At 71.0% G+C, this 21,293-nt stretch carries 15 protein-coding genes; 9 read left to right on the plus strand and 6 right to left on the minus strand.

Annotated features, from left to right (window positions below):
* Positions 1–57 precede the first annotated feature (57 nt).
* Complete coding sequence (locus tag CLV67_RS02055) at positions 58–282, minus strand: hypothetical protein (RefSeq protein ID WP_106315394.1); 225 nt, start codon at positions 280–282, stop codon at positions 58–60.
* A 99-nt stretch (positions 283–381) separates the two neighbouring features.
* Here CLV67_RS02055 and CLV67_RS02060 point away from each other — a divergent pair, with 99 nt between their 5' ends.
* Complete coding sequence (locus tag CLV67_RS02060) at positions 382–756, plus strand: ribosomal maturation YjgA family protein (RefSeq protein ID WP_106315395.1); 375 nt, start codon at positions 382–384, stop codon at positions 754–756.
* Positions 757–849: 93 nt separating this feature from the next.
* A complete protein-coding gene (locus CLV67_RS02065; RefSeq protein ID WP_106315396.1) occupies positions 850–1,299 on the plus strand; it encodes a MarR family winged helix-turn-helix transcriptional regulator in 450 nt (149 codons plus the stop codon).
* An 86-nt stretch (positions 1,300–1,385) separates the two neighbouring features.
* Here the strand turns inward: CLV67_RS02065 and CLV67_RS02070 are convergent, their stop codons facing one another.
* The gene (locus CLV67_RS02070) at positions 1,386–4,760 is read right to left on the minus strand and encodes a CARDB domain-containing protein (protein ID WP_106315397.1); all 3,375 of its coding nucleotides are present in this window, start codon (positions 4,758–4,760) and stop codon (positions 1,386–1,388) included.
* 547 nt (positions 4,761–5,307) lie between these two features.
* On the opposite strand from CLV67_RS02070, the gene CLV67_RS02075 reads away from it, so the two are divergent.
* Positions 5,308–6,738 carry an ATP-binding protein gene (locus CLV67_RS02075; protein WP_106315398.1) on the plus strand — a complete coding sequence of 477 codons (1,431 nt, stop codon included), beginning with the start codon at positions 5,308–5,310 and terminating at the stop codon, positions 6,736–6,738.
* A 44-nt stretch (positions 6,739–6,782) separates the two neighbouring features.
* Here the strand turns inward: CLV67_RS02075 and CLV67_RS02080 are convergent, their stop codons facing one another.
* The gene (locus CLV67_RS02080; protein WP_106315399.1) at positions 6,783–7,937 is read right to left on the minus strand and encodes an acyl-CoA dehydrogenase family protein; all 1,155 of its coding nucleotides are present in this window, start codon (positions 7,935–7,937) and stop codon (positions 6,783–6,785) included.
* Positions 7,938–8,165: 228 nt separating this feature from the next.
* On the opposite strand from CLV67_RS02080, the gene CLV67_RS02085 reads away from it, so the two are divergent.
* From CLV67_RS02085 to CLV67_RS02110, 6 genes are all read left to right on the plus strand, one after another.
* Positions 8,166–13,298 (plus strand): SCO7613 C-terminal domain-containing membrane protein, encoded by a 5,133-nt coding sequence (locus tag CLV67_RS02085; RefSeq protein ID WP_106315400.1) that lies wholly within the window; start codon positions 8,166–8,168, stop codon positions 13,296–13,298.
* Between the two features lie 68 nt (positions 13,299–13,366).
* Positions 13,367–13,903: an RNA polymerase sigma factor gene (locus CLV67_RS02090; protein WP_106315401.1), complete on the plus strand. Its 537-nt coding sequence runs from the start codon at positions 13,367–13,369 to the stop codon at positions 13,901–13,903.
* Positions 13,900–14,661, plus strand: coding sequence for an anti-sigma factor (locus CLV67_RS02095; protein WP_146168968.1), 762 nt, complete (start codon positions 13,900–13,902; stop codon positions 14,659–14,661). The genes CLV67_RS02090 and CLV67_RS02095 overlap by 4 nt, the downstream gene beginning before the upstream one ends.
* Positions 14,658–15,401 (plus strand): ATP-binding cassette domain-containing protein, encoded by a 744-nt coding sequence (locus CLV67_RS02100; RefSeq protein WP_106315403.1) that lies wholly within the window; start codon positions 14,658–14,660, stop codon positions 15,399–15,401. The genes CLV67_RS02095 and CLV67_RS02100 overlap by 4 nt, the downstream gene beginning before the upstream one ends.
* On the plus strand, positions 15,398–16,693 hold the full coding sequence (locus tag CLV67_RS02105) for a hypothetical protein (protein ID WP_106315404.1): 1,296 nt from the start codon (positions 15,398–15,400) through the stop codon (positions 16,691–16,693). Before CLV67_RS02100 ends, CLV67_RS02105 begins: the two co-directional genes overlap by 4 nt.
* Positions 16,690–17,262 (plus strand): hypothetical protein, encoded by a 573-nt coding sequence (locus CLV67_RS02110; protein WP_106315405.1) that lies wholly within the window; start codon positions 16,690–16,692, stop codon positions 17,260–17,262. Before CLV67_RS02105 ends, CLV67_RS02110 begins: the two co-directional genes overlap by 4 nt.
* On the opposite strand, the gene purE is transcribed toward CLV67_RS02110, so the two are convergent.
* From purE to CLV67_RS02125, 3 genes are all read right to left on the minus strand, one after another.
* Positions 17,259–17,756, minus strand: a complete 498-nt coding sequence (purE, locus tag CLV67_RS02115; RefSeq protein WP_106315406.1) for a 5-(carboxyamino)imidazole ribonucleotide mutase — start codon at positions 17,754–17,756, stop codon at positions 17,259–17,261. The genes CLV67_RS02110 and purE overlap by 4 nt on opposite strands.
* Entirely contained in the window at positions 17,757–18,899 is a 1,143-nt protein-coding gene (locus CLV67_RS02120; protein WP_106315407.1) for a 5-(carboxyamino)imidazole ribonucleotide synthase, read from the minus strand. It abuts the gene before it with no gap.
* 244 nt (positions 18,900–19,143) lie between these two features.
* Positions 19,144–21,123, minus strand: coding sequence for a thioredoxin domain-containing protein (locus tag CLV67_RS02125; RefSeq protein WP_106315408.1), 1,980 nt, complete (start codon positions 21,121–21,123; stop codon positions 19,144–19,146).
* Between the last annotated feature and the right edge of the window lie 170 nt (positions 21,124–21,293).

The following is a 21,293-nucleotide window of genomic DNA, read 5'->3' on the forward strand; positions in this document are numbered from 1 at the left end:
TCGGGATGATCCCCGATACGGCCCGTAATCCATGTGCCGGATTCAGCTGTGCCAGGTTCAGTTGCTGGCGTCGGCCAGGCCCGTGATCGACACGGCGGCCTTGATGTAGGGATTGCGCCCCAGATCTCCGATGGTCTTCACGTCGAACGCCTTGGCAAGCGCCTCGGCGTCAGCCCGGCTCACTCCGGCCAGTGCGTCGACCGGTGCGTTCGGCAGCGCGTGCAGATCCAGATCCTCGAACTTCTTGTCGAGGAGCTTGTCGAGATTCGCTGTGACGGCCATTCGGGTACCCCTTCTTCGCATCGTTGCGGTGGTTCCGGCCCGGCAGGGCCTCCCCACGTCCCTGTCGGCCGTTTCGCCCGCACCCTTACCCTCATCGGGATGCGAATCCGGTTGATCATGCTTGCCGCCGCCGCGGGCTTCCTGGTCGCCGCCCTGGCGATCCGGGCGGTGGCGCCACTCGGCAGCTGGGTGGAACAGTCCTCCGGAACCGCCCTGTACGCCTCGATGACCTGGGCCGGGGTGCGTGTCCTCGCGCCACGGCTCGCCCCGCTCGCGGTCGGCGCGATCGCCCTGACCTGGTGCTGGGGCGCAGAACTCTTCCAGCTCACCGGCATCCCGGCGGCGCTCTCCGCGGACAGCCTCCTGGCCCGGCTCGTGCTCGGCACCGCATTCGATCCGATCGACATGATCTGGTACCCGATCGGCATCGTCCCGCTGGTCGCGCTGCACCACTGGAAACACCGGTCACAGTAGTTCCGTGAAAACCGTCGGAGCCGGAATACGCATCAGGGTCCTGATAGCGTGGCCGCAGGTCTGGGGAGGTGGGCCGGCCGGGGAAGGCGAAACGTGCGGACGACTACGCGACTTCCGGTCGACCAGCGGCTGGGCAACCTGGTCAAGCGTGCCGAGCAGGTGGTCGTCGCCGGTAAGACGGCTGTCCTCCGTGACCTCGACCTGACCGTCCCGCAGTACAGCGCTCTCCTGGTGCTCGGCGAGCATCCCGGGATCTCCGGCGCCAACCTCGCCCGGCGCTGCATGGTCACGCCACAGACGATGGCCACGATGCTGGCCAACCTGGAGACGCGCGGGCTCGTGGAGCGCCGTCGCTCGGAGGACCACGGTCAGGTTCTGGTCTCCCGGCTCACCCGATCCGGGCAGGCGCTGCTGCGCAAGGCCGACGAGCGGGCCGTCGAGCTCGAGCGGCGCATCGCCGACGCCTTCACTGACACGGAACGGGACGACCTCCGGCGGTACGTGGAACGCCTGATCGCCGCAGTCGAGCCCTCCGCCCGCTGACCGTCCGTGTTCACCGACAGATCTTGTGAGGTTCGGCAGTCATCTCGACCCGAACCTCACAAGATCTGCGGCTGGTGACCTGTGGATCAGCTACCGGAGATGGTGAACTGGGAGCCCGGCTGGATGACGATGTTGCCGTCGGCCGAGTTGGTTATCTGGACGTTGGACAGGACCGCGTTTCCTCGGGCGCCGCTCATCGCCAGGATGCCGGCGCCGTTGTTGGACCTGTCGATGCGTACGTTCGTGATGGCGACGTTGGGCATGTTGCCGCCACCGTTCTTGAACTGGATGCCGTCGAAGGTCGAATCGATGATGTCGGTGTCGCGGATCGTGACGCCGGTGATGTCCTTCGTGGACGGGAACAGGGTGATCGCGCCGAACTCCTGGTCCTCGTTCCAGAACGCGCCGCCGGTGCGGTACAACCCGTTGTTGGCCAGCAGCGTGGTGCCGGAGAACGGCAGGGGGCTGTGGTCGGTGGCCAGCATGATGCCCGGGTAGTTCGCCGTGTCGTACACGAGATTGTTCTGTGCGCTGTTGTTGTATCCGCCGTAGATGGCGATGCCGTTCGCGCGCCACGGCAGCTGGACGGTGTTGTTCAGGAAGTGGTCGTTGTTGTTGATGTCGACGTTCTGGTCCTTGACGTACGGGTTGGCCCAGATCGCCAGCGCGTCGTCGCCGGTGGTCCGGAACGAGGAGTTGAACACCCGCGAGTTACGCGTGCCGTTGGAGAAGTTGATGCCGTCGGCGAACGTGTTGCGGATCCGCATCCCGGTGAACTCGAGGCCGTCGCCCGGGTTCCAGTAGGCGGGCGTGTCCGAGTAGTCGCGGCCGACCCAGGCACCGACGTTGACGTGCTCGATCCAGACGTTGCTGATCTTCGTGTTCTTGCCGAACCGGCCGTTGAGGCCGTGACCGCGGTTGGCCCGGTTCTGCGTGTTGCCGAAGATCGCGATGTCGGAGATCTGGGTGTTGTCGTCGATGTCGAAGCCGACGTTGCCCTCGTGCGGGTGGTTGATGTTGCCGCTCACCTGGTGGGGCTGGGTGTTCGTGTAGAGCTGGGAGTGCCACATGCCGGCGCCGCGGATCACGACGTTGCGGATGCCCTTCTGGTTCCACTGTCCACGGGTCGGGTCCGGCGAGAGGATCTTCTGCTCCTGGCGCCACTGACCGGCCGGGATCCAGACGCAGGGGATCACGCCGTTCTCGTCGTCGGTCACGGCACGCTGGATGGCGGCCGTGTCGTCGAGCCCGTCGTTGGCCACCGCGCCGTAGTTGGTGATCGAGACGCAGCCGGACGGCTGGCTCGACGGCCCCGCGACCTGCTCCAGGTCGATCGTGTCGATGATGTAGAAGCCCGCCGAGTCGCCCGAGTCGCGCTGCAGCTTGAACCTGGTGCCCGCCGGGTACGACTGGCCGAGCAGCGCGTTCGACTCGTCGAAGAGGCGGCGCGCGTCGGCCATCGGGCTGTTCGACAGCGACTCGGTGTCGTCGCTGGTGCCGTACAGCCAGCTGTTGCGCGAGCTGAGCGTCAGCTTCCGGTTGAAGACGTCGTTGACGTACAGACTGATGGTCCAGTCCTGACCGCCACCGCTCGCCGAGTCCGGCACCGAGTTGCGTACGACAATCGAATTGGCCTGGTTCGTCGAGGTGAACTCCACGAACTGACCGGTGCTGTTCAGGCGGACCGACTGCCGGCCGGAGGACTCGGTGGCGAAGTTGGTGTGCCCGAACGTGCGCAGCGGGTCGGCCTGCAGCAGGGTGCCCTGGTAACGAGCAGCCTCCGCCTCGTAGGAGACGTACGGCACCGCGGCGCCGCGTCCGACCACGATGGACCGGGACAGCGTGTTGTTGTTCTCGTTCGTCTCGGTGATCACGCCGGCCGAGTCGGCGGTCGCGACGGCGGTGGCTCCGCCGCTGGTCGCCGTCCAGGTGCCGCCGATCGTCACGGTCGTGGTGGCGCCGGCCGCGATCGCCGGGGTCGCCCCGGTCAGCGTGGCCGAACCGACCGACACCCGGGTGGTGCTGGCGCCCGCGGCGCTGATCCCCCGGTTCTGCACGGCGACCGTGAAGCTGACCGCCGCACCGACCGCCGGGTTCGCCGGGGTCATGTTGATCGCGGTGACCTGCAGGTCCGGACCGGGCGCCTGACCCACCACGAGAGCTGAACTCGCGGTGAAGGTGTTGTTGTCGTTGTTCGACTCGGCAACGGTGTTCGCCGGGTCGACGGTCGTCGAGACGGTGTAGCTGCCCTGCGCCCAGGCACCGGCGTTACCGGTCACGGTGGCCGAGGCTCCGGCGGCGAGCGCGGGGACATCCGCGCTTGCCACGACGGTGCCGCCGAGCTTGAAGTCCACCTTGGTCGCAGCCGCGGCCACGGTGCCGGCGTTACGGACGGCGGCGGTCAGGGTGATCGCCGACGTCTCGTCCGGCGTCGCCGGGCTCCACGTCGTCGAGGTGACGACCAGGTCCGGCGCCGGCGCCCAGGCGCCGATCACCTGAAGCTCGGCGACCTGGCCACCGGGCGCGCCGTTGTTCGAGAAGATCTGCAGCCGTACGTCCGAAGCCCGCCCGCTGACCGGAATGGTCACCGAGTTCTGGTTGCCGGACGGGCTGAAGCCGTAGTCGGCGCGGGCCTTCAGCTCGGAGAATCCGGTGGCTGACCCGGCCCGTCCCTGGACCTGGATGTTCTGCGTCCGCGGACCCCACGCCGAGTCCGGGTTCAGCTTGACCACGACGCCGGTGACGTTCGCGTCGGCGCCGAGCTTCACGGTCAGCGTCGACGGGAAGCCGGCCGACTCCCAGTAGCTGTTCAGGTTGCCGTCGTTGGCGTTGGTCGCCACGAAGTTGAACGTTGTCGACGACGCCTCGATCGCCTTGCCACCGGCCAGGTTCGTGCCGGTCGGCGGATCCGGGTCGGGATCCGGGTCGGGGTCGACCGGACCGGCCACGCCGTAGATCTCCAGCTCCGAGAGCTGTCCGGCCGGCCAGCCGGTGTTCGCGGTGATGTGCACCCGCACGTACCGGACCGTCGCGGCGGTGAAGTCGATGGTGACCGTGTTGCCGGTGGCCGGGTTGAAGACGCGGCCGGTGGAGGCCGAGAGGGTGCTGAACGTCGAGCCGTTGGTGCTGCCCTGCACGCTCAGGGTCTGCGTGCGGGTGGCCCACGCAGACGCCGGCGGCAGCTTCAGCTTGACCTGGTCGATCGCGACACTGCTGCCGAGGTCGACCTGGACCCACTGCGGGAAGACGTTGTTCGGGCTCTCCCAGTAGGAGTTCGCGTTCCCGTCGTTGACGGCGGACGCCGGCTGTGCCCCGAGGGCGCCGCTGGCGGTGACCGCCTTCCCTATCGCGAGGTTGGGGCCGCCGGCCGCGTGCGCGGCCACCGGCGAGAGGCCGAAGACGGCCAGCCCGGCCGCGAGGGCCACGCTGACCAGCCTTCGGCTGAGGATTGTCGGCTTCATTGGAGTCCGTCCTGTTCGGACCGGCGCGAGGACGCACGCCGAGGGGGAGCGGGAGGGGGGAAGGTGACTAATTCCGGCTCGCTCATGCAAAATTTCGTAACGCTGCCAAGTTTTTGCGAGCCAAGGCATTCAATGTTTCAGATATGTCATTGGTTCGTCAACGTTGTGCGTCCAGAACATGCAGGGCAGCTAGCGGCGCCCCTCGCCCGACCCGGCCGGCGCCCGCGTCGGGTAGCAGACCGGTGAATGCGGACCGGCACGGCGAACCAGAACATCGATGCCGGCGTACGCGCGCGTTGTGGCGATCGTCGCCGTGACGGCCGGCCGGATGACGACCGGTTGCACCGATACCGGCGTCGGCGAGGTCCTCGCGGCCGGCCAAAGTCTCACCCGAAATGGGCCCAGCACCGGCTCTGACGATTGGCTGCCCAGTTCGAAGCCAGGGCGGCTCCGATCGAAGCGCGGCCTGAGATCGTATCGCTGACAATACTTCTCTCGGAGGTAGTATCTTTGGCGATACCATCACACGCTATAACGGAGAGAGACCTTGGTCGCGTTCGTTGGCAGAGAGCAACAGCTCGCCATGCTCAACACCCTGTTGGCGGATGTCGAGCCCCGTGATCATGATCCCTCTCCCGGTCAGTGCCTTCTCGTCCGAGGACGGCGCCGGATCGGCAAATCCAGTCTGGTGGAGGCGTTCGTCGACCGCGCCGGCGTGCCCGCGGTCTTCTTCACCGCGTCCGGGGCGTCCGCCGACATCGAGCTGGAGGCGTTCACCGAGGCGGTCCGCTCATCCGGACTGCCGGAACGAGCGGTGTTCGACGACGCGACCCCCGGCAACTGGAGCGCCGCACTACGTCAGCTCGCCGGTATTCTGCCCGACGATCAGCCGAGTGTCGTGGTGATCGACGAGGTGCCTTATCTGATCGATCGGGTGGACGCCTTCGAGGGCATCCTCCAGCGCTCCTGGGACCGTGAGCTGAGCCGCAAACCGGTCCTGCTCGTGCTGATCGGATCCGACCTGTCGATGATGGAGGCCCTCGGCTCCTACGGCAGACCGTTCCACCAGCGTGGCAAAGAGATGATCCTCGGCCCGCTGAACCCGGCGGAGGTCGGCGAGATGCTCCGGTTGGAGCCGGCCGAGGCTTTCGACGCGGCGCTGGTCACCGGCGGCCTCCCGCTGATCTGTGCCGGCTGGCGACCGGGCGCCGATCTCTGGCAGTTCCTCGCCGCCGAACTGGCCAATCCGGTCTCGCCACTTCTGGTGTCGGCCGAGCGGTCTCTGGCCGCGGAATTCCCCGACTCCGCGATGGGCCGAACGGTCCTGTCCGCGATCGGAAGCGGCGAGCGGACGTTCACGAACATCGCCCGGGCCGCCGGAGGCATTTCCCATTCGACGTTGACGCGAGCCGCCCAGGTGCTCGTGGACAAGCGCATCGTCGCCGCAGAGCTGCCGATCTCCACCACGGCCTCGAAGGAACGACGCTATCGGGTCACCGACCCGTACCTACGTTTCTGGCTGACCTTCGTGGCACCCCACCTGGCCGAGATCGAACGCCTGCGGGGCGATCTCACCCTGAACCGCGTCAAGGCCGGATGGACCACATGGCGCGGGCGGGCGGTGGAGCCACTGATCAGGGAGTCTCTGGCCCGCCTGCTACCGGACACCGCCCTGCCCGCAGCACCGGCGATCGGCTCCTACTGGACGCGATCCAACAGCGTAGAGATCGACATCGTCGGCGCCGACCGCGAACCCGTGGCAAAGCGCCTGCTCTTCCTCGGCTCGATCAAATGGCTGGAGAACTCGGCTTTCGACGATCACGATCTGGTGGCCCTGCAGAGGCACCGCACGGCCATCACCGACGACCCGATCCCGCTGGTCGCCGTGAGCCGCAGTGGCGTGTCGGCGTCCGGCCTGAGCGCCACCTACGGCCCCGCCGAACTCCTGCAGGCCTGGCAGGAACGGCAGCGGGGCTGACCATTGATGGTCAACCCCGCCGTGAGCTGCTCAAGTGTGCGCCGTCAGCCCTTCAGGAGCTGGCGCGCCATCACGATGCGCTGCACCTGGTTCGTACCCTCGTAGATCTGGGTGATCTTGGCGTCCCGCATCATGCGCTCGACCGGGTAGTCGCGGGTGTAGCCGTACCCGCCGAGGATCTGGACCGCGTCGGTGGTGATCTCCATGGCGACGTCGGAGGCGAAGCACTTCGCGGCCGCGCCGAAGTAGGTCAGGTCGGCGTCGCCGCGTTCGCTCTTGCCGGCCGCCGCGTAGGTGAGCTGGCGGGCCGCCTCCAGCTTCATGCCCATGTCGGCGAGCATGAACTGCAGGCCCTGGAAGTCGGCGATCGCCTTGCCGAACTGCTTGCGCTCCTTGGCGTACCCCAGGGCGAAGTCGAGCGCGCCCTGCGCGATGCCGATGGCCTGGGCGGCGATGGTGACCCGGGTGTGGTCGAGGGTCTTCATGGCGGTGGCGAAGCCGGTGCCCTCCTCGCCGATGATGCGGTCGGCGGGGATGCGTACGTTGTCGAAGTACACCTCGCGCGTCGGCGAGCCCTTGATGCCGAGCTTCTTCTCCGGCGCGCCGAAGCTGACGCCCTCGTCGGACTTCTCCACCACGAAGGCGGAGATGCCGCGTGAGCGGGCCGACGGGTCGGTGACGGCGAAGACGGTGTAGTACTCCGAGACGCCGGCGTTGGTGATCCAGCGCTTCACGCCGTTGAGCACCCAGTGGTCGCCGTCGCGGACCGCGCGGGTGGTCATCGAGGCGGCGTCGGAACCGGCCTCGGGCTCGGAGAGGCAGTAGGAGAACATGCCCTCACCCGCGGCGACCTTGGTCAGATAGCGCTGCTTGAGGTCCTCGGAGGCCGCGATGATGAGCGGCATCGTGCCGAGCTTGTTGACCGCGGGGATCAGCGACGAGGACGCGCAAGCCCGGGCCACCTCCTCGATCACGATCGCGGTGGCGAGGGCGTCGGCACCTGCGCCCCCGTACTCCACCGGGATGTGCGGGGCGTGGAAGTCCGCGGAGCGTAGGGCGTCGTACGACGCCTTGGGGAACTCTCCCGTCTCGTCGGCCTCGGCGGCGTGCGGGGCGACCCGCGCGTCGCAGATCTCGCGCACGGCGGCGCGGATCGTGTCGTGGTCCTCCGGAAGACGGTAGACGTCGAAGTCAGCCATGCCCTTAACCTTCCCTAAGGTCGTCCCGGGGCAATGTTACCGGTGCGTAGCGTTCCGCGGGCAACACTCCCGCCTGTGCCGAATATCGCGGCCCTATCGAGGGCATGCTGGGAAACCGCCGGGTTCGGGGTCGTTTCCACAGATCTCCACCCGCTTGAGACTGTTCTAATGAGGTGTCTGAACGGCATGCTCTAACTACAGAGAGCGGCCGGTGGTCGAGGAGGTCCTGTGGCGCAGGCTGACGAGCCCGACGACTACGTTGACGAACAGTTGGCTCGCATCGACGCCTCCATAGCGGAACTGAAGATTCGTGACATGCAGGCCGCCGGCGAGCGGACCAAGATCGCGAGCAAACTGCAGGCCGCGCTGTTCCAACGCGACATCCTCGCGCACGCTCAGAAACAGCAGCGCCAGAAGGGCGCCAAGACCCGCCGCACCACCACCCGCCGCCGGCCCCCGGAGGACTTCCCGCCGCCACCACGGGCCGGTGCGTCACAGGCCGACCAGCCGGAGGAACGGCGGCCACCGAGGCGGCAGGCGCCTCCGCCCGACTGGGCCGAACCCGGCACCGCACACACCGGGCCGCCCGGCGTCGCGACCGACGGCGTGGCCGTGCTGGTCGACGATCCACCCCCGACGGAGCGGGTCGAGCGACCCACTCCACCGCCGCGCCGCCCGCCGCTGGCCACCATGGAGCACCCGCCGGAAGCCTCCACCCAGTCGGTGCAGAACATCCTGCTCGTCCTGGGCGCGCTGCTGCTCGGGGTGGCCGCCGTCGTCTTCGCCACGGTGGCCGTCACCAACCCGTTCGGACGGGCACTGATCCTGGCACTGTGCACCGGGATCGCCCTGTCGGCGGCCCCCGGGGTGGCCAAACGCGGACTGAGCTCGACCGGTGAGGCGATCGCCGCGATCGGGCTGATCATGCTGCCGATCACGCTGTACGCGCTCGAGGGCAGCCCTCTGACCGGCGGGGACGTGCCCACCTCGCTGTATCTCGGCATCACCTTCGCGCTGACCGCGGTGGCCGCCTTCGTCTACGCCGGAGTGACACGCCTCACCGCACCGCGGTACGCGACGGTCATCGCCACACAGCCGGTCGCGCCGCTCCTGGCGTACCCGATGATCCAGAGCCCGGCCGGCTGGGGCCTCGCCCTGACCGTCGTGGCCGTGCTCGACCTCCTGCTCCTCACCCGGGTCATCCGGGCCGGACGGCTCGTGCCGAAGTGGCCGCTGGGACGCCCGGTCGGTGCCGACCGGACGTCGCTCGCCGAGGCGGACGCCGACGCCGAGCGCTTCGCCCGGCGCGAGGGCGCGCCCGACCCGGCGGATCCGGCGGCGTACGCGGCCGACGCACCGCCCCGCCCGGAGTCCCATCCGGAAGAGCCCGACCTGATCATTCCCGGACTGAACCGGCCACGCCGCCGCTGGCTGCCGACCCGGATCTTCCCCGGTCCCCGACCGGCCGGCGCCCCGCCCGCCGGTTCGATGCCGCTGGCGCCCCCGGCCACCCCGCCGTCCGCCGACTGGCTGCGCGAGCTCACCTTCGCCCTGCTCTGCCTCGCGTGCGCGGGCGCGCTGCTCTACTCGTCGGTGGCCCTGCTGCAGGCGCAGGTTCTGGGCGACGCGCTGCGGTCCGGCCTGGTCCTGATCGCCGCGGCACTCACCGGTGTGGCCGCCGCCCGCCTGCTCAAGCAGCCGACCGCGATGAACGTGGCCGGGGCCGTGCTCACCCTCGCGGTGATCGGCGCGATGGCGCGGATCGCCGGTGTCGTGTCGCCGAACTGGAGCGTGGTGGCCGCCGCCGCGACCGTGGCGGTGGCGGGCGCGGTGATCGGCATGCTGGCGGAGAACGTGCGGCGCGGCCCGCAGTACGCCTCGACCGCCGCGCTGGTGCTGCTCGGCCTGGTCGTCGGCGTCGACGCGCTCCGCGCGGCGATCGCCCCGGTCGCCGCGGCCCGGCCGATCTGGGACGCGGACACCGCGGCGTACGCCCAGAAGCTCGCCGAGGCGGTCGGCCCGTCCGGCTGGCTGCTGGCGTTCAGCGCGCTGCTCATGACGATCGCCGCAGCGCTGGCGCTGCCCACGTCGATCCGGCACGAGGGCGCGGTGGCCGGCATCGCCCTGACCGCCCTCGCCGTGCCGGCCTCCCTGGGTCTGCCCTGGTCCGAGGCACCGTGGCCGCTGGTGCTGGCGGCCATCGGGCTCGGCGCCGCCGGCCTGTGGGCGAACACGCGGCGGACCGCGGCGGCGCACGTGGCCGCGGCCGGAGTGGTCGGCCTGTTCGGCGCCGGTGCCGCGCTCAGTGCCTCCTGGCTGACCGCGGCCGTGCTGACGGCGCTGGCCGGAGCCGGGGTGATGGTCGCGATCGCGGCCCGGCAGATCCCGGTCCGGCTGTTCGCATGGGTGATCGGCGACTGGGCCTCGGGCGCCGCGGCGCTGGCCATCCCGGGTGCCGCCGTGACCGCGGCGCTGGCCGTCTCCGACCCGGGTGGCGGCCCGCCGCCGAACGCCGGTTCCACCGTTCCGGCGCTGGCCGCCGGGTTCCTCGCGGTCGCCGGCACGCTCAGCTACGCGGCCGTCTTCCAGGTGGCCCGCCGCGAGATCAGCCTGCCGATGACCGTCGGCACCGGGCTCGGCGCGGTCGCGATGGCGCTGGCCGCGCTCTTCGCACCGGGCGCGACCGCCCCGGACGTCTGGGTCGGCGCGCTCCTGCTCGGTGCGGCGGCACTGCTCTTCTTCGCCAAATCCATCGACAACCGGGGGCGTACGGACCGCGTGCTGGACGGTCCGGACATCGCCGCAGCGGCCGCCACCGTGGCGATCTGCGGCGCCCTGGCACGTGTCGCCGCGCTCGCCTTCCCGGACGCACCGCTCGCCGTCGCCGGTGTGATGGTGCTGCTCGTCGGCATGGGCGTCACCCTCCTGCCGGACGACTGGCGCCCCGGACCGGCCCGCGGTCTCGGGATCGCCGCGCTCGTGGTGGGCGTGATCGCCGGCTGGATGGCGCTGGTCGGTGGGCTCAAGGTGCTCTCGCTGCCCGGCCGGTTGTGGGAGGCGGACCTGACCGCCTACCCGGCCGCTCCGGAGGCCGGTGCCTGGCAGGCCCCGTTCGCGCTGGTCATGGTGGCGATCACGGCCGGCATCGCGATGCCCCGGCCCTGGTCGCCGTACGCTTCCGGGCTGGCCGCGGCACTCGCCACGATCGGTACGCCGTACGCGCTCGGCATGCCCTGGTGGTCCCCGCTGGTGGTCGGCGCCGCGGTCGCGGTCGCCTACGCGCTGGGTGCCGTCGCCGCGGCCGATCCGCACGCCGCGCGGGCCCGGGCCGGTGTCGCCGCGGTGGTGATGCTGCACGCCACCTCGGCAGGCACGGCCCGACCGTGGTCGACCGCGCTCGCGCTGCTGACGATCGTCCTGCTCGGGCTGCTGGTGGCGGCCGCCGCCCGGATCCCGGTGAAGGCGCCGCCCACCACGTTCGAGGACACCGCCGAACTGGAGGAGACCCCGGACCAGGCTCCGGACGGCCTGCTGCCGGCGCACCGCGCCCAGATCGGAGGAGCCGCCGCCGCGTCGGTGCTGCTGGCTCTGCCCGGCTTCCTGGCCGCGCTCGCCGCGAATCAGGGTCACGGTCTCGAGGTGATCCTGACCGCCGCGCTGGCCGGTTCCACGCTGGGTCTCGCCGTTCTCGCCGCGGTCGGCCGCTTCCTGCCGCAGTACCTTCCCTGGGCGACCATCGGTGTGGTCCTGGGCGCCTCGATCACCGCGGTGGCCTGCATCCCGACCCACTACCCGACGGCACTGTACGCGGCCGCCGCCGCCCTGGTCGGGGTACTCGCCGAGATGCTGCGCGGCGCGGTTCCGCCACCACCGTCGCCGGTTCCGAGGGTCGCGCCGTTCGACGACAGCCCCGCCGCGAGCCGGTACATGCGCATCCGCCGCTCCGGCTGGGGTGAACGCTGGCTCGCCGACCCGGCCGCCGGTGCCGCCATGCTGGCCCTGCTGCCCACCGTGCTCGCACTGTTCTCGCTGGCACCCGCCCTGCGTGCGGCTCTGGTGGACCCGCTCGGGCAGTTGCGGGCCATCTGGGAGGGACCGATCCCGGCCCTGGTCGACCCGGCCACCGGCAACGTGGACGGCACCAGCGCGCTGGCCGCGATCCTGCTCACCGGGGCGGCCGCGCTCGCCGCCGTCGGGTTCGGCGGCAAGACCTCCGAGGCGGTCCCGGTCATCCTGCCGGGGCTCGCGCTGACCCTGCTGATCACACCGATCGCCCTGCACGCCGGGTTCCCGGCGGCCACCGGGGCGGCGCTCGTGGTGTTCACCATCTCGATGCTCGGGCTGGCGCTGACCCCTCCCCCGGTCGCGCATCGGGCGCCGCTGCTGCGCGGCACCCGCGGGATCGTCTTCGCGATCGGTCTGCTGGCCGGTGGCGCGGGGCTCGCCGGCAGCCTGGCACTGGAGTCGCTGACGCTGTTCACCCTGGGCAGCGCGGTGGGAGTCGGCCTCGTGGCGGCGCTTGCCGGGCGTACCCAATCGGCTCGGTTGTTGGGCTGGCTCTTCGCGGCGGTGATGGGCCAGATGTTCGTGATGGCGGTGGCCATCTCGGCGGGCCTGGAACGGCACTGGGCGTCGTTCGGAGTGCTGGCGGTGGGCGCGATCCTGCTGTCGCTGGAGGCGGCGCTGCCACGGCTGGGCCTGCCGCAGTACCGCGCCGAGGCGATCACCGTCGAATGGAGCGGGTACGCGTCGGCGGCCGTCGCCGGTGTGCTGGCCATCCACTCCCCCGCCCACCTGGCCGCGTTGCTCGCCGCGTGGGGCGCGGTGCTGGGCCTGACGGCGTCGCGGCCGGACCGCACCCCGAGTCAGCGGCGCACGATGTTCTGGGTCGCCGTCGGTTTCGAGATCGCCGGCTGGTGGCTGTTCATCTCGCTGGCCGAGGTGGGGCTGCCGGAGGCGTACACGCTGCCGTTCGCGGCCCTGGCCCTGGCCGTCGGCGTGGTCGAGGCGCATCACCGGCCCGATCTGAGCAGCTGGGCGGCGTACGGTCCGGCGCTGCTGGCCGCGTTCGTCCCGACGATCGGCATCGTGCTCGCCGGCAACGGCGGCGACCTGCGGGCGGTGCTGCTCCTGCTCGGGGCGGTGGCCACGCTGCTCATCGGCTCGCGCAGCCGGCAGCAGGCGCCGGTCGTGGTCGGCACGGTCGCCACCGTGGTCGCGGCGCTGGCGTTCGCGTTCACTCTGGGCGGCCCGTGGCTGATGCTGATCCCGGTCGGGGTGGTCCTGCTGTTCCTGGGCGCGTCGAGCGAGAACCGTCGGCGCACCCAGGAGTTCCGCGAGGTCCTCTCCAAGATGCGCTGAGCTCCGGCCGGGCCGCCTCTTGATCGTGAACCGGATCCGGCGGCGCTGCGTCCATACCCTTCGTGGAAGTGGAGACGAACGGGGACGACGCGGCACTGCGCCGGATAGCGGCCGGTGATCGTGCCGCGTTCCAGTCGTTCTACCGCGTGCACGCGCCGTGGCTGTCGGCGCGGCTGCGCCGGCGCTGCCACGACGCGGATCTGGCCGCTGAGCTGCTGCAGGAGACGTTCCTGGCGGTGTGGCGGGTGGCGGCCGGCTACCGGGGTGGCGCGGACGCGGCCGGCTGGCTCTGGTCGATCGCGATCAGCCGGCTGATCGACTCCCAGCGGCGGGCCGCGGTCCGGCCACGCACCGTCGAGGCGGTCGGCGACGTGGTGCACGGCCGGCATCCGTCGGCCGAGGACGAGGCGCTCACCCGGGTCTGGGACACCGCGGTGATCGACGCGCTGCGCAGCCTCTCCCCCGAGTTGCGCGCGGTGCTGCAGGCCACGGTGCTGGACGGGTTGAGCGTCCGGGAGACCGCGGTGCTGCTCGGTGTGCCCGAGGGCACGGTCAAGACCCGCGCGATGCGGGCCAGGCGTCTGCTGAGGGAGGCCCTCTCATGAGTTCCCACGTGTCCGACGCGGACCTGCGGGCCTGGTCGGAGGATCGGCTCGCGGAGCCGGCGGCCTGGTCGCTCGAGGCGCATCTGGACCAGTGCCGGGCGTGCCGGGGCCGGGTCCCGGCCGATCTGCCACCGCCGCCGGTCGATCTGCCACCACAGGGCCGGGTCCGACCACCCAGCCGGGCCCGCCGGATCCGGATGCTGATCGGGGCCGGCCCGCAGGCGCGGGTCGCCTGGTTCTCGGCGGTGGCGGTGACGGTCGTGCTGACCCTCGTGGTGGCGATTCAGCCGGGCACCGTGGTGCCGCAGTGGGTGCTGCTGCTGGCCGCCCCGGCGCTACCGGTGCTGGGTACGGCCGCGTCCTACGGACGGCACACCGATCCGCTGTACGAGATGGTCGCGTCCAGCGCGTACGGCGGTCTCCGGATCGTTCTGTGGCGGACCCTGTCCGTGCTGGCCGTCTCGCTGCCGGTGTCGGCCGCTGCCGGGTCCGCCTCGGGCCTCGGTGCTCCGGCCGTCTGGCTGCTGCCCTCGCTGGCCCTGACCGCACTCACTCTGGCCCTGGCCGCCCGGACGGGTCCGGCGGTCGCCGCCTCGATCGTTGCCGCCGTCTGGGCGGTGCTGGTGCTCGGCACGCTGTGGAGCCCGGCGAACGGCGCCCAGCTGGTCGACGCCCCGTCGGCCCCGGCCTGGCTCGCGGTTCTCGCGGCCGCGGCCGTCGTCACGCTCACCCGACGATTCCAGGAGGCACCGCGATGACGGTCGACATCGAGAAGATTCGCATCCGGTACGGCCGCCGCGTCGTACTCGACGATCTGGACCTGGCCCTGGACACCGGCGTGCACGGACTGCTCGGGCCGAACGGTGCGGGCAAGACGACCCTGATGCGGGTGCTGGCCACGGTGGCCCGCCCGGACGCCGGTGCGGTACGCCTGCTGGGCACCCCGATCGGTGATGCGAAGGCCCTGCGCCGCGTGCGTCGCCAGCTCGGCTATCTGCCGCAGAGTTTCGGGTTCTATCCCCGGTTCACGGTCCGCGAGTTCGTGGAGTATTTCGCCTGGCTCAAGGAGATGCCCGCCGAGCGGATCCCGGTGGCCGTCGACCGAGCCCTGGAGCGGGTCGGTCTGCTCGACCGTGCCGACGACCGGATGCGCACCCTCTCCGGTGGCATGCAGCGCCGGGCCGGCATCGCGCAGGCGATCGTCAACGACCCGCGGCTGCTGCTGCTCGACGAGCCGACCGCGGGGCTCGACCCGGAGCAGCGGGTCGAGTTCCGGGCCCTGCTGCGCGAGCTCGGCGTGGACGCGTGCGTGCTGGTCAGCACACATCTGGTGGAGGACGTCGCGGTGGCGTGCGAGCGGGTCAGCCTGGTCGACGGGGGCAGGCTGATCTTCAGCGGCACGCCGGAGCAGCTGGCCGCGGCCGGTGGTGACGGTGATGCCGGTGACTCGGCGATCGAACGCGGGTACACCGCCGTGCTGAGGGCGGTCCGCGCATGATCGGCCGGGTTCTCCGCTCCGACCTGCGGCACGGCACCCCGCCGCTGGTCGCGCTGCTCACCGCGATCGCGATGACGTGGATGCTGGCGGTGCATCCGGATGCCTGGGCCGGGCAGTGGACGGGGCTTTCCACGTACCTCCGCGTCTCGCTCTTGATCTTGGTTCCCCTTCTGGTCGCGGGCGGCGCCTGGCGGATCGGGCGGGAACGCCGCGCACAGCTCGACGAGCTGCTCGCCACCACACCGCGCCCGGATTGGCAACCCATGCTGGCCGCGTGGGCGGCGGTGACACTGGGCGGTCTGGCCGGTGCCGCGCTGCCACTCGCTGTGGCGATGATCCTTATCGGTCCGCAGGCCACCCATGTCGGCGCGGGCTGGTGGTGGACCGGCCTCGTCGGGCTGCTCGCTCTCGCCACCGCGGCCGCGCTCGGTGTCCTGCTCGGGCGGTTCGTGCCGCTGCGGCTGGTGGCCCCGGTCGCCGGGATAACCGTCTACCTGGGGCTCGCTGTGCCGATCTATCTGCACGAGTCGCCGTGGACGCGACTCTCGCCGGTGATCGGCCACGCCGGTCCGGCGGACGTCTGGCCGGTCGGGTATCACGCCTGGCAGGCTGCCTGGCTGCTGGCGCTCGGCGCCGTCCTGCTCGCGCTGGCGTCCCGGCGCTGGGTGGCCACCACGGTCCCGGCCCTGATCGCTGTCGGACTCCTGGTCGTGCCGGCGCGGGCCGGGGCGGACTTCGGCGAAGCCGGTACCGACGCCGGGGCGGTGGCGCTGGTCTGCACCGACCGGGTGCCTCAGGTCTGTGTGACCCGGGTGCACGGGTTCCTGCTGGACGACGTGGCGGCCGTCCTCGAACCACAGCTGCGCCGGCTGGACGGGGTGCCCGGCGCTCCGGTCCGGGCGGTGGACGCGCTCGCCGGTGATGAACGCGCCGACACGCTGCGGGTGTCGCTGACGCAACAGGCCGGCCTCTTCGGGAAGCCCGCCAACCCCGACTGGCTGCGAGCGGAGATCACCTCGATGCTGTACGACAACGACTGCCCACCAGTGCCGGACAAGGCCGACGACGCAGACGCAGCCGGCGGCGTCGACCCCGCCACCTCGGCCGGCCCCGCCGCCTCAGCCGACCCGGCCGACCAGACTCTGGGCCAGGCCTGGAACTGGTTGCAGGAACTGCCGGCTGACGGTCTCGCGGCCCTCCCCGGCGACCGGCAGAAGGAGTGGATCGGCCGGGTCCTCGCCGCCGCTCGAGCCTGCGACCGGGACGAACTGCGGAAACTGGCGCTGTCGTGATCCGGCTGCACCTGCGGGCGCGCGGTGTCCCACTCTTCGCGCTCGGGCTGCTGGTCGTCACGGTCCTCGCCGCCGCGGCCACCCAATGGCTGACCACCCGGCCGTACTTCGACCCGGTCCAGGCGCGCACCCCGGTGATCGCGGTCGCTCCGCTGCTGGCGGCGCTCCTGCTCGGCCCGACCCTGGCGGGCGCCGACGAACTGCTGGAACGTGGCACGCCGACACCCTGGCAACTGATCCGAACCGGTCACCTGGCCGCCGCGGTGATCGGCATCGGCACCCTGTTGGCCCTGGCCGGCCGATCCGACGCGCTGGCCCGCAACACGCTCGGCTGTGTCGGCCTGGTCGCCGGTGCGGCCGCTCTGATCGGCGTCCGCCTCGCCTGGTTGCCGGTGTTCGCCTACGTCTGTGCCGTCTACGCCTCGGCACCGGCCCTCGACGACCGCTGGGCGCAGATCTGGGCGTGGCCGGTCCAGCCGTCCACCGCGCATCTCTCCTGGTGGCCGGTGCTGGCCGCGTTCACGGCCGGCACCGGCGTCTACATCCTCCGCGGTGCCCGGACGACCTAACCCATCAGGCGGTCACGCAGCGCCGCGTCCTTCTCGGCGACCAGTTTCTCCAGCCCGGCCTGGAACTCGACCATCCGCTGCCTTATCTCCGGGTGTGACGCCCCGAGGATCCGGACGGCGAGCAGGCCGGCGTTGCGCGCCCCGCCGATCGACACGGTCGCCACCGGTACACCGGCCGGCATCTGCACGATCGACAGCAGCGAGTCCATGCCGTCGAGGTGCTTGAGCGGCACCGGGACGCCGATCACCGGCAGCGGGGTCAGCGCGGCCACCATGCCCGGCAGGTGCGCGGCACCGCCCGCGCCCGCGATGATCGCCCGGATGCCGCGGTCGGCCGCCGACTCGGCGTAGTCGACCATCTTCTTCACGGTCCGGTGCGCGGAGACCACACCGACCTCGAACGGGATGTCGAACTCGGCGAGCGCGACCGCGGCCGCCTCCATGGTGGGCCAGTCCGAGTCACTGCCCATGATGATGCCGACGACCGGGTTCATCTACACGCCTTCCTGAAGCCACTTGGCGGCGCGAACCGCCCGCGCCCGCACCTCGGACAGATCGTCGCCGAGCACCGTGACATGACCGATCTTGCGGCCCGGACGGACCTGCTTGCCGTAGAGGTGCACCCGGGCACCCGGGTCGGCGGCGAACAGGTGGTGCAGTCGCTCGTCGATGGAGATGCCGCCCGGCTCGCCGCCGAGCACGTTCGCCATCACGACGAACGGGGCGGTCAGCGCGGTCGAACCCATCGGATAGTCCAAGACGGCCCGCAGGTGCTGCTCGAACTGCGACGTCCGGGCGCCCTCGATCGTCCAGTGGCCGGAGTTGTGCGGACGCATGGCCAGCTCGTTCACCACGATGCCGGCGTCGGTCTCGAACAGCTCGACAGCGAGCAGGCCGACCACGCCGAGCGACGTCGCCAGGTCGATGGCCAGCTGCTGCGCCTCCAGCGCGCGTTCCTCGGACAGGCCAGGCGCGGGGGCGATCACCTCGACGCAGATGCCGTCCTGCTGCACGGTCTCCACCACCGGATAGGCCGCGACCTGCCCGAACGGCGAGCGCGCCACCAGGGCGGCCAGCTCGCGCCGCAGCGCCACCTTCTCCTCGACGATCAGCGGGACGCCGGTCGACACCAGGTCGTCGGCGGCCTCGCGGGAGCCGACCATCCAGACGCCGCGTCCGTCGTACCCCCCGCGGGTCGCCTTGGCCACGACGGGCCAGGACCCGTCCGCGAAGGCCTCGATCTCCTCGGCCGTGGTGACCCGCGCCCAACGCGGCACCGGGGCTCCCAACGAAGCCAGACGCTCCCGCATCATGCCCTTGTCCTGGGCGAAGACCAGCGCTTTCGACCCCGGGAAGATCTTCACCCCCTCGGCCTCGAGCACCTCGATGTGCCCGGTCGGCACATGCTCGTGGTCGAAGGTGACGGCGTCGCACCCCTTCGCGAACTCACGCAGAGCAGCGAGATCGGTGTGCGTACCGATCGGAACGTCAGCCGCGACCAGCGCGGCGCTGTCATCAGGCTTCTCACTGAGCACGCGCAGTGACTGGCCGAGGGAAATGGCGGCCTGATGGGTCATACGGGCCAGCTGCCCGCCTCCCACCATGCCGACTACAGGCAGACCGGTTCGGGTATCCATCGCGACGCCAGCCTAGCGACGCCGCAGATCAACCCCCAAATCAACCCCATTCCGCGGGTACGGCTCCGTCTCCCGGCACTACGACGGCCCGTCCGGCCGTCCCGTCCTGCAGCCCAACCCCGGCTGTGTCACACCGCTGTCCCGACGCCTCCGAGACAGCGGTAAGCCACAGCCGGATCTTCGCGGCTGTGTCGTACCGCTGTCCCAAACGCGGCTGGAACAGCGGTATGACGCAGCCGGGCTTTCAGGAACGGAGGCGGGCGAGCAGGTCGTCCGGGGTGGTGACCGGGCGCTCGCAGACGAACCCGCGACAGACGTAGGCGGTAGCCGCCCCATCGGTCAGCGGACGGTCGGCCAGCAGCGGCACACCGGGCTGATCCGGGGTGCCGACGACGATCACCGAACCGCCCGGCGCGTGCCGGAAAGCAGCCTCCACCAGTAGATCCGCCGGGTCCGAGGTGGCAACCGCGATCTCGTAAGGCCCGGTCAGCGCCGCCTCCCCGACGGCAGCCGCATAGCCGGCGAACCGCGGATGCCCCTCGATCAGCGGCCCGAGCGTGGCCAGCGCCGCGTCGGCCGCCTCCCGATAGGACGTCTCCCCGGTCAGCGCCGCGAACGTGACCAGCGCCGCACAGATCGCCGACGCCCCCGAGGGTGTGGCGTTGTCGGTCGGGTCGGCGGGCCGCGCGACCAGCTTCTCCGCGTCGTCAGCGGTGTCGTGGAAGCCGCCCGCACCGTTGCCGAACCGGGCCAGCGCCACGTCGAGCAACTGCCGGGCGTGGTCGAGCCAGCGCGGATCGGCGGTCAGCTGGTACACGGCCAGGAACGCCTCGGCGACACAGCCGTAGTCCTCGAGCACACCGGCCGGCTCCCCTGCCACGCCGTCGCGGGAGACCCGGCGCAGACGGCCGTCGACCAGGTGCCGGTCGGCCAGCACTTCGGCGAGCCGGATCGCGGCCGTCCGGGAGCCCGCTGAACCGTGCTCGGCCAGCGCGGTGATCGCCAGGCCGTTCCAGGAGGCGACCACCTTGTCATCACGGGCCGGCTGCGGGCGCTCGTCACGGGCGGCGAGCAGCCGCTGCCGCACGTCGTGCCAGCGCTCCACCAGCGACGGGTCGGCCTCGTCGATGTCGCGGGCCAGCACCAGGACGCTCCTGCCGTGCTCGAACGTGCCGGCGGTGGTGACCCGGAACAGGTCGGCGGCCCAGACTCCGTCGTCCTGACCGAGGACACCGACCAGCTCGGCGGGCGTCCACGCGTACGTCAGGCCCTCGACGCCTTCCGTATCGGCGTCCAGCGCCGATGCCAGACCACCCCGCGGGGTGCCGAGGTCGCGGAGCAGGAACGCGGCCGTCTCGTCGGCGATCCGGCGGGCGAGCGCGTCCCCGGTCACACGTGCCAGCTGGGTGTACACCCGGAGCAGCAACGCGTTGTCGTAGAGCATCTTCTCGAAGTGCGGCACGGTCCAGGTGGCGTCCACCGAGTACCGCGCGAATCCGCCGGCCAGCTGGTCGTAGATGCCGCCACGGGCCATCTGCTCACAGGTGTGCCGGACGATCTCCAGCGCCTCCGCCGAACCGGTCCGCTCATGGTGCCGCAGCAGGAACAGCAGGTTCATGTGCGGCGGGAACTTGGGGGCGCCACCGAACCCACCGTGGAGAGCGTCCTGCTCCCGAGCGAGACCGGAGGCCGAGGCCGCCAGAAGTGTCGCGGAGATCGGTGCGGTCGGCCCGCCTGCCAGCTGTGCCCCGCCGACCGCCTGGACCACGGCGGCGCCCTGCTTGATCACGTCGTCCCGCTGGTCCCGCCAGGCCGTCGTCACCGAGTCGAGCAGCTGGCCGAAGTGCTGTTTCGGAAAGTAGGTGCCGCAGAAGAACGGCTCACCGTCCGGGGTCGCGAAGACGGTCATCGGCCAGCCGCCCTGCCCGGTCATGGCCTGAGTGGCGGTCATGTAGACGGCGTCGACGTCGGGCCGTTCCTCCCGGTCCACCTTGACCGCCACGAACCCGTCGTTGAGCCGCGCCGCGATCGCGTCGTCCTCGAAGGACTCGTGCGCCATGACGTGACACCAGTGGCAGGCCGCATACCCGACGGAGATCAGCACCGGCACATCCCGCCGCCGGGCCTCAGCGAACGCCTCCGGCGACCACGGCCACCAGTCGACCGGGTTGTCCTTGTGCTGGAGCAGGTACGGGGAGGTCGAGCCCTCGAGACGGTTGGCCATTACCTCACCCTTTCACGACTGATGAGGACCGTACGCTGGTCGACCGACCCTGTTCGAGGGATGTGCGCCGAGAATTCGTCGTACCCGATAGGTCCCCTGACTCTCATCGAGTGGTGAGAACATCCGCTATGCGCTGCGTAAGGAAATGAACCCCCGGCCGGCCACATCCG

Source organism: Actinoplanes italicus, assembly GCF_003001815.1.
GTDB classification, from domain to species: domain Bacteria; phylum Actinomycetota; class Actinomycetes; order Mycobacteriales; family Micromonosporaceae; genus Actinoplanes; species Actinoplanes italicus.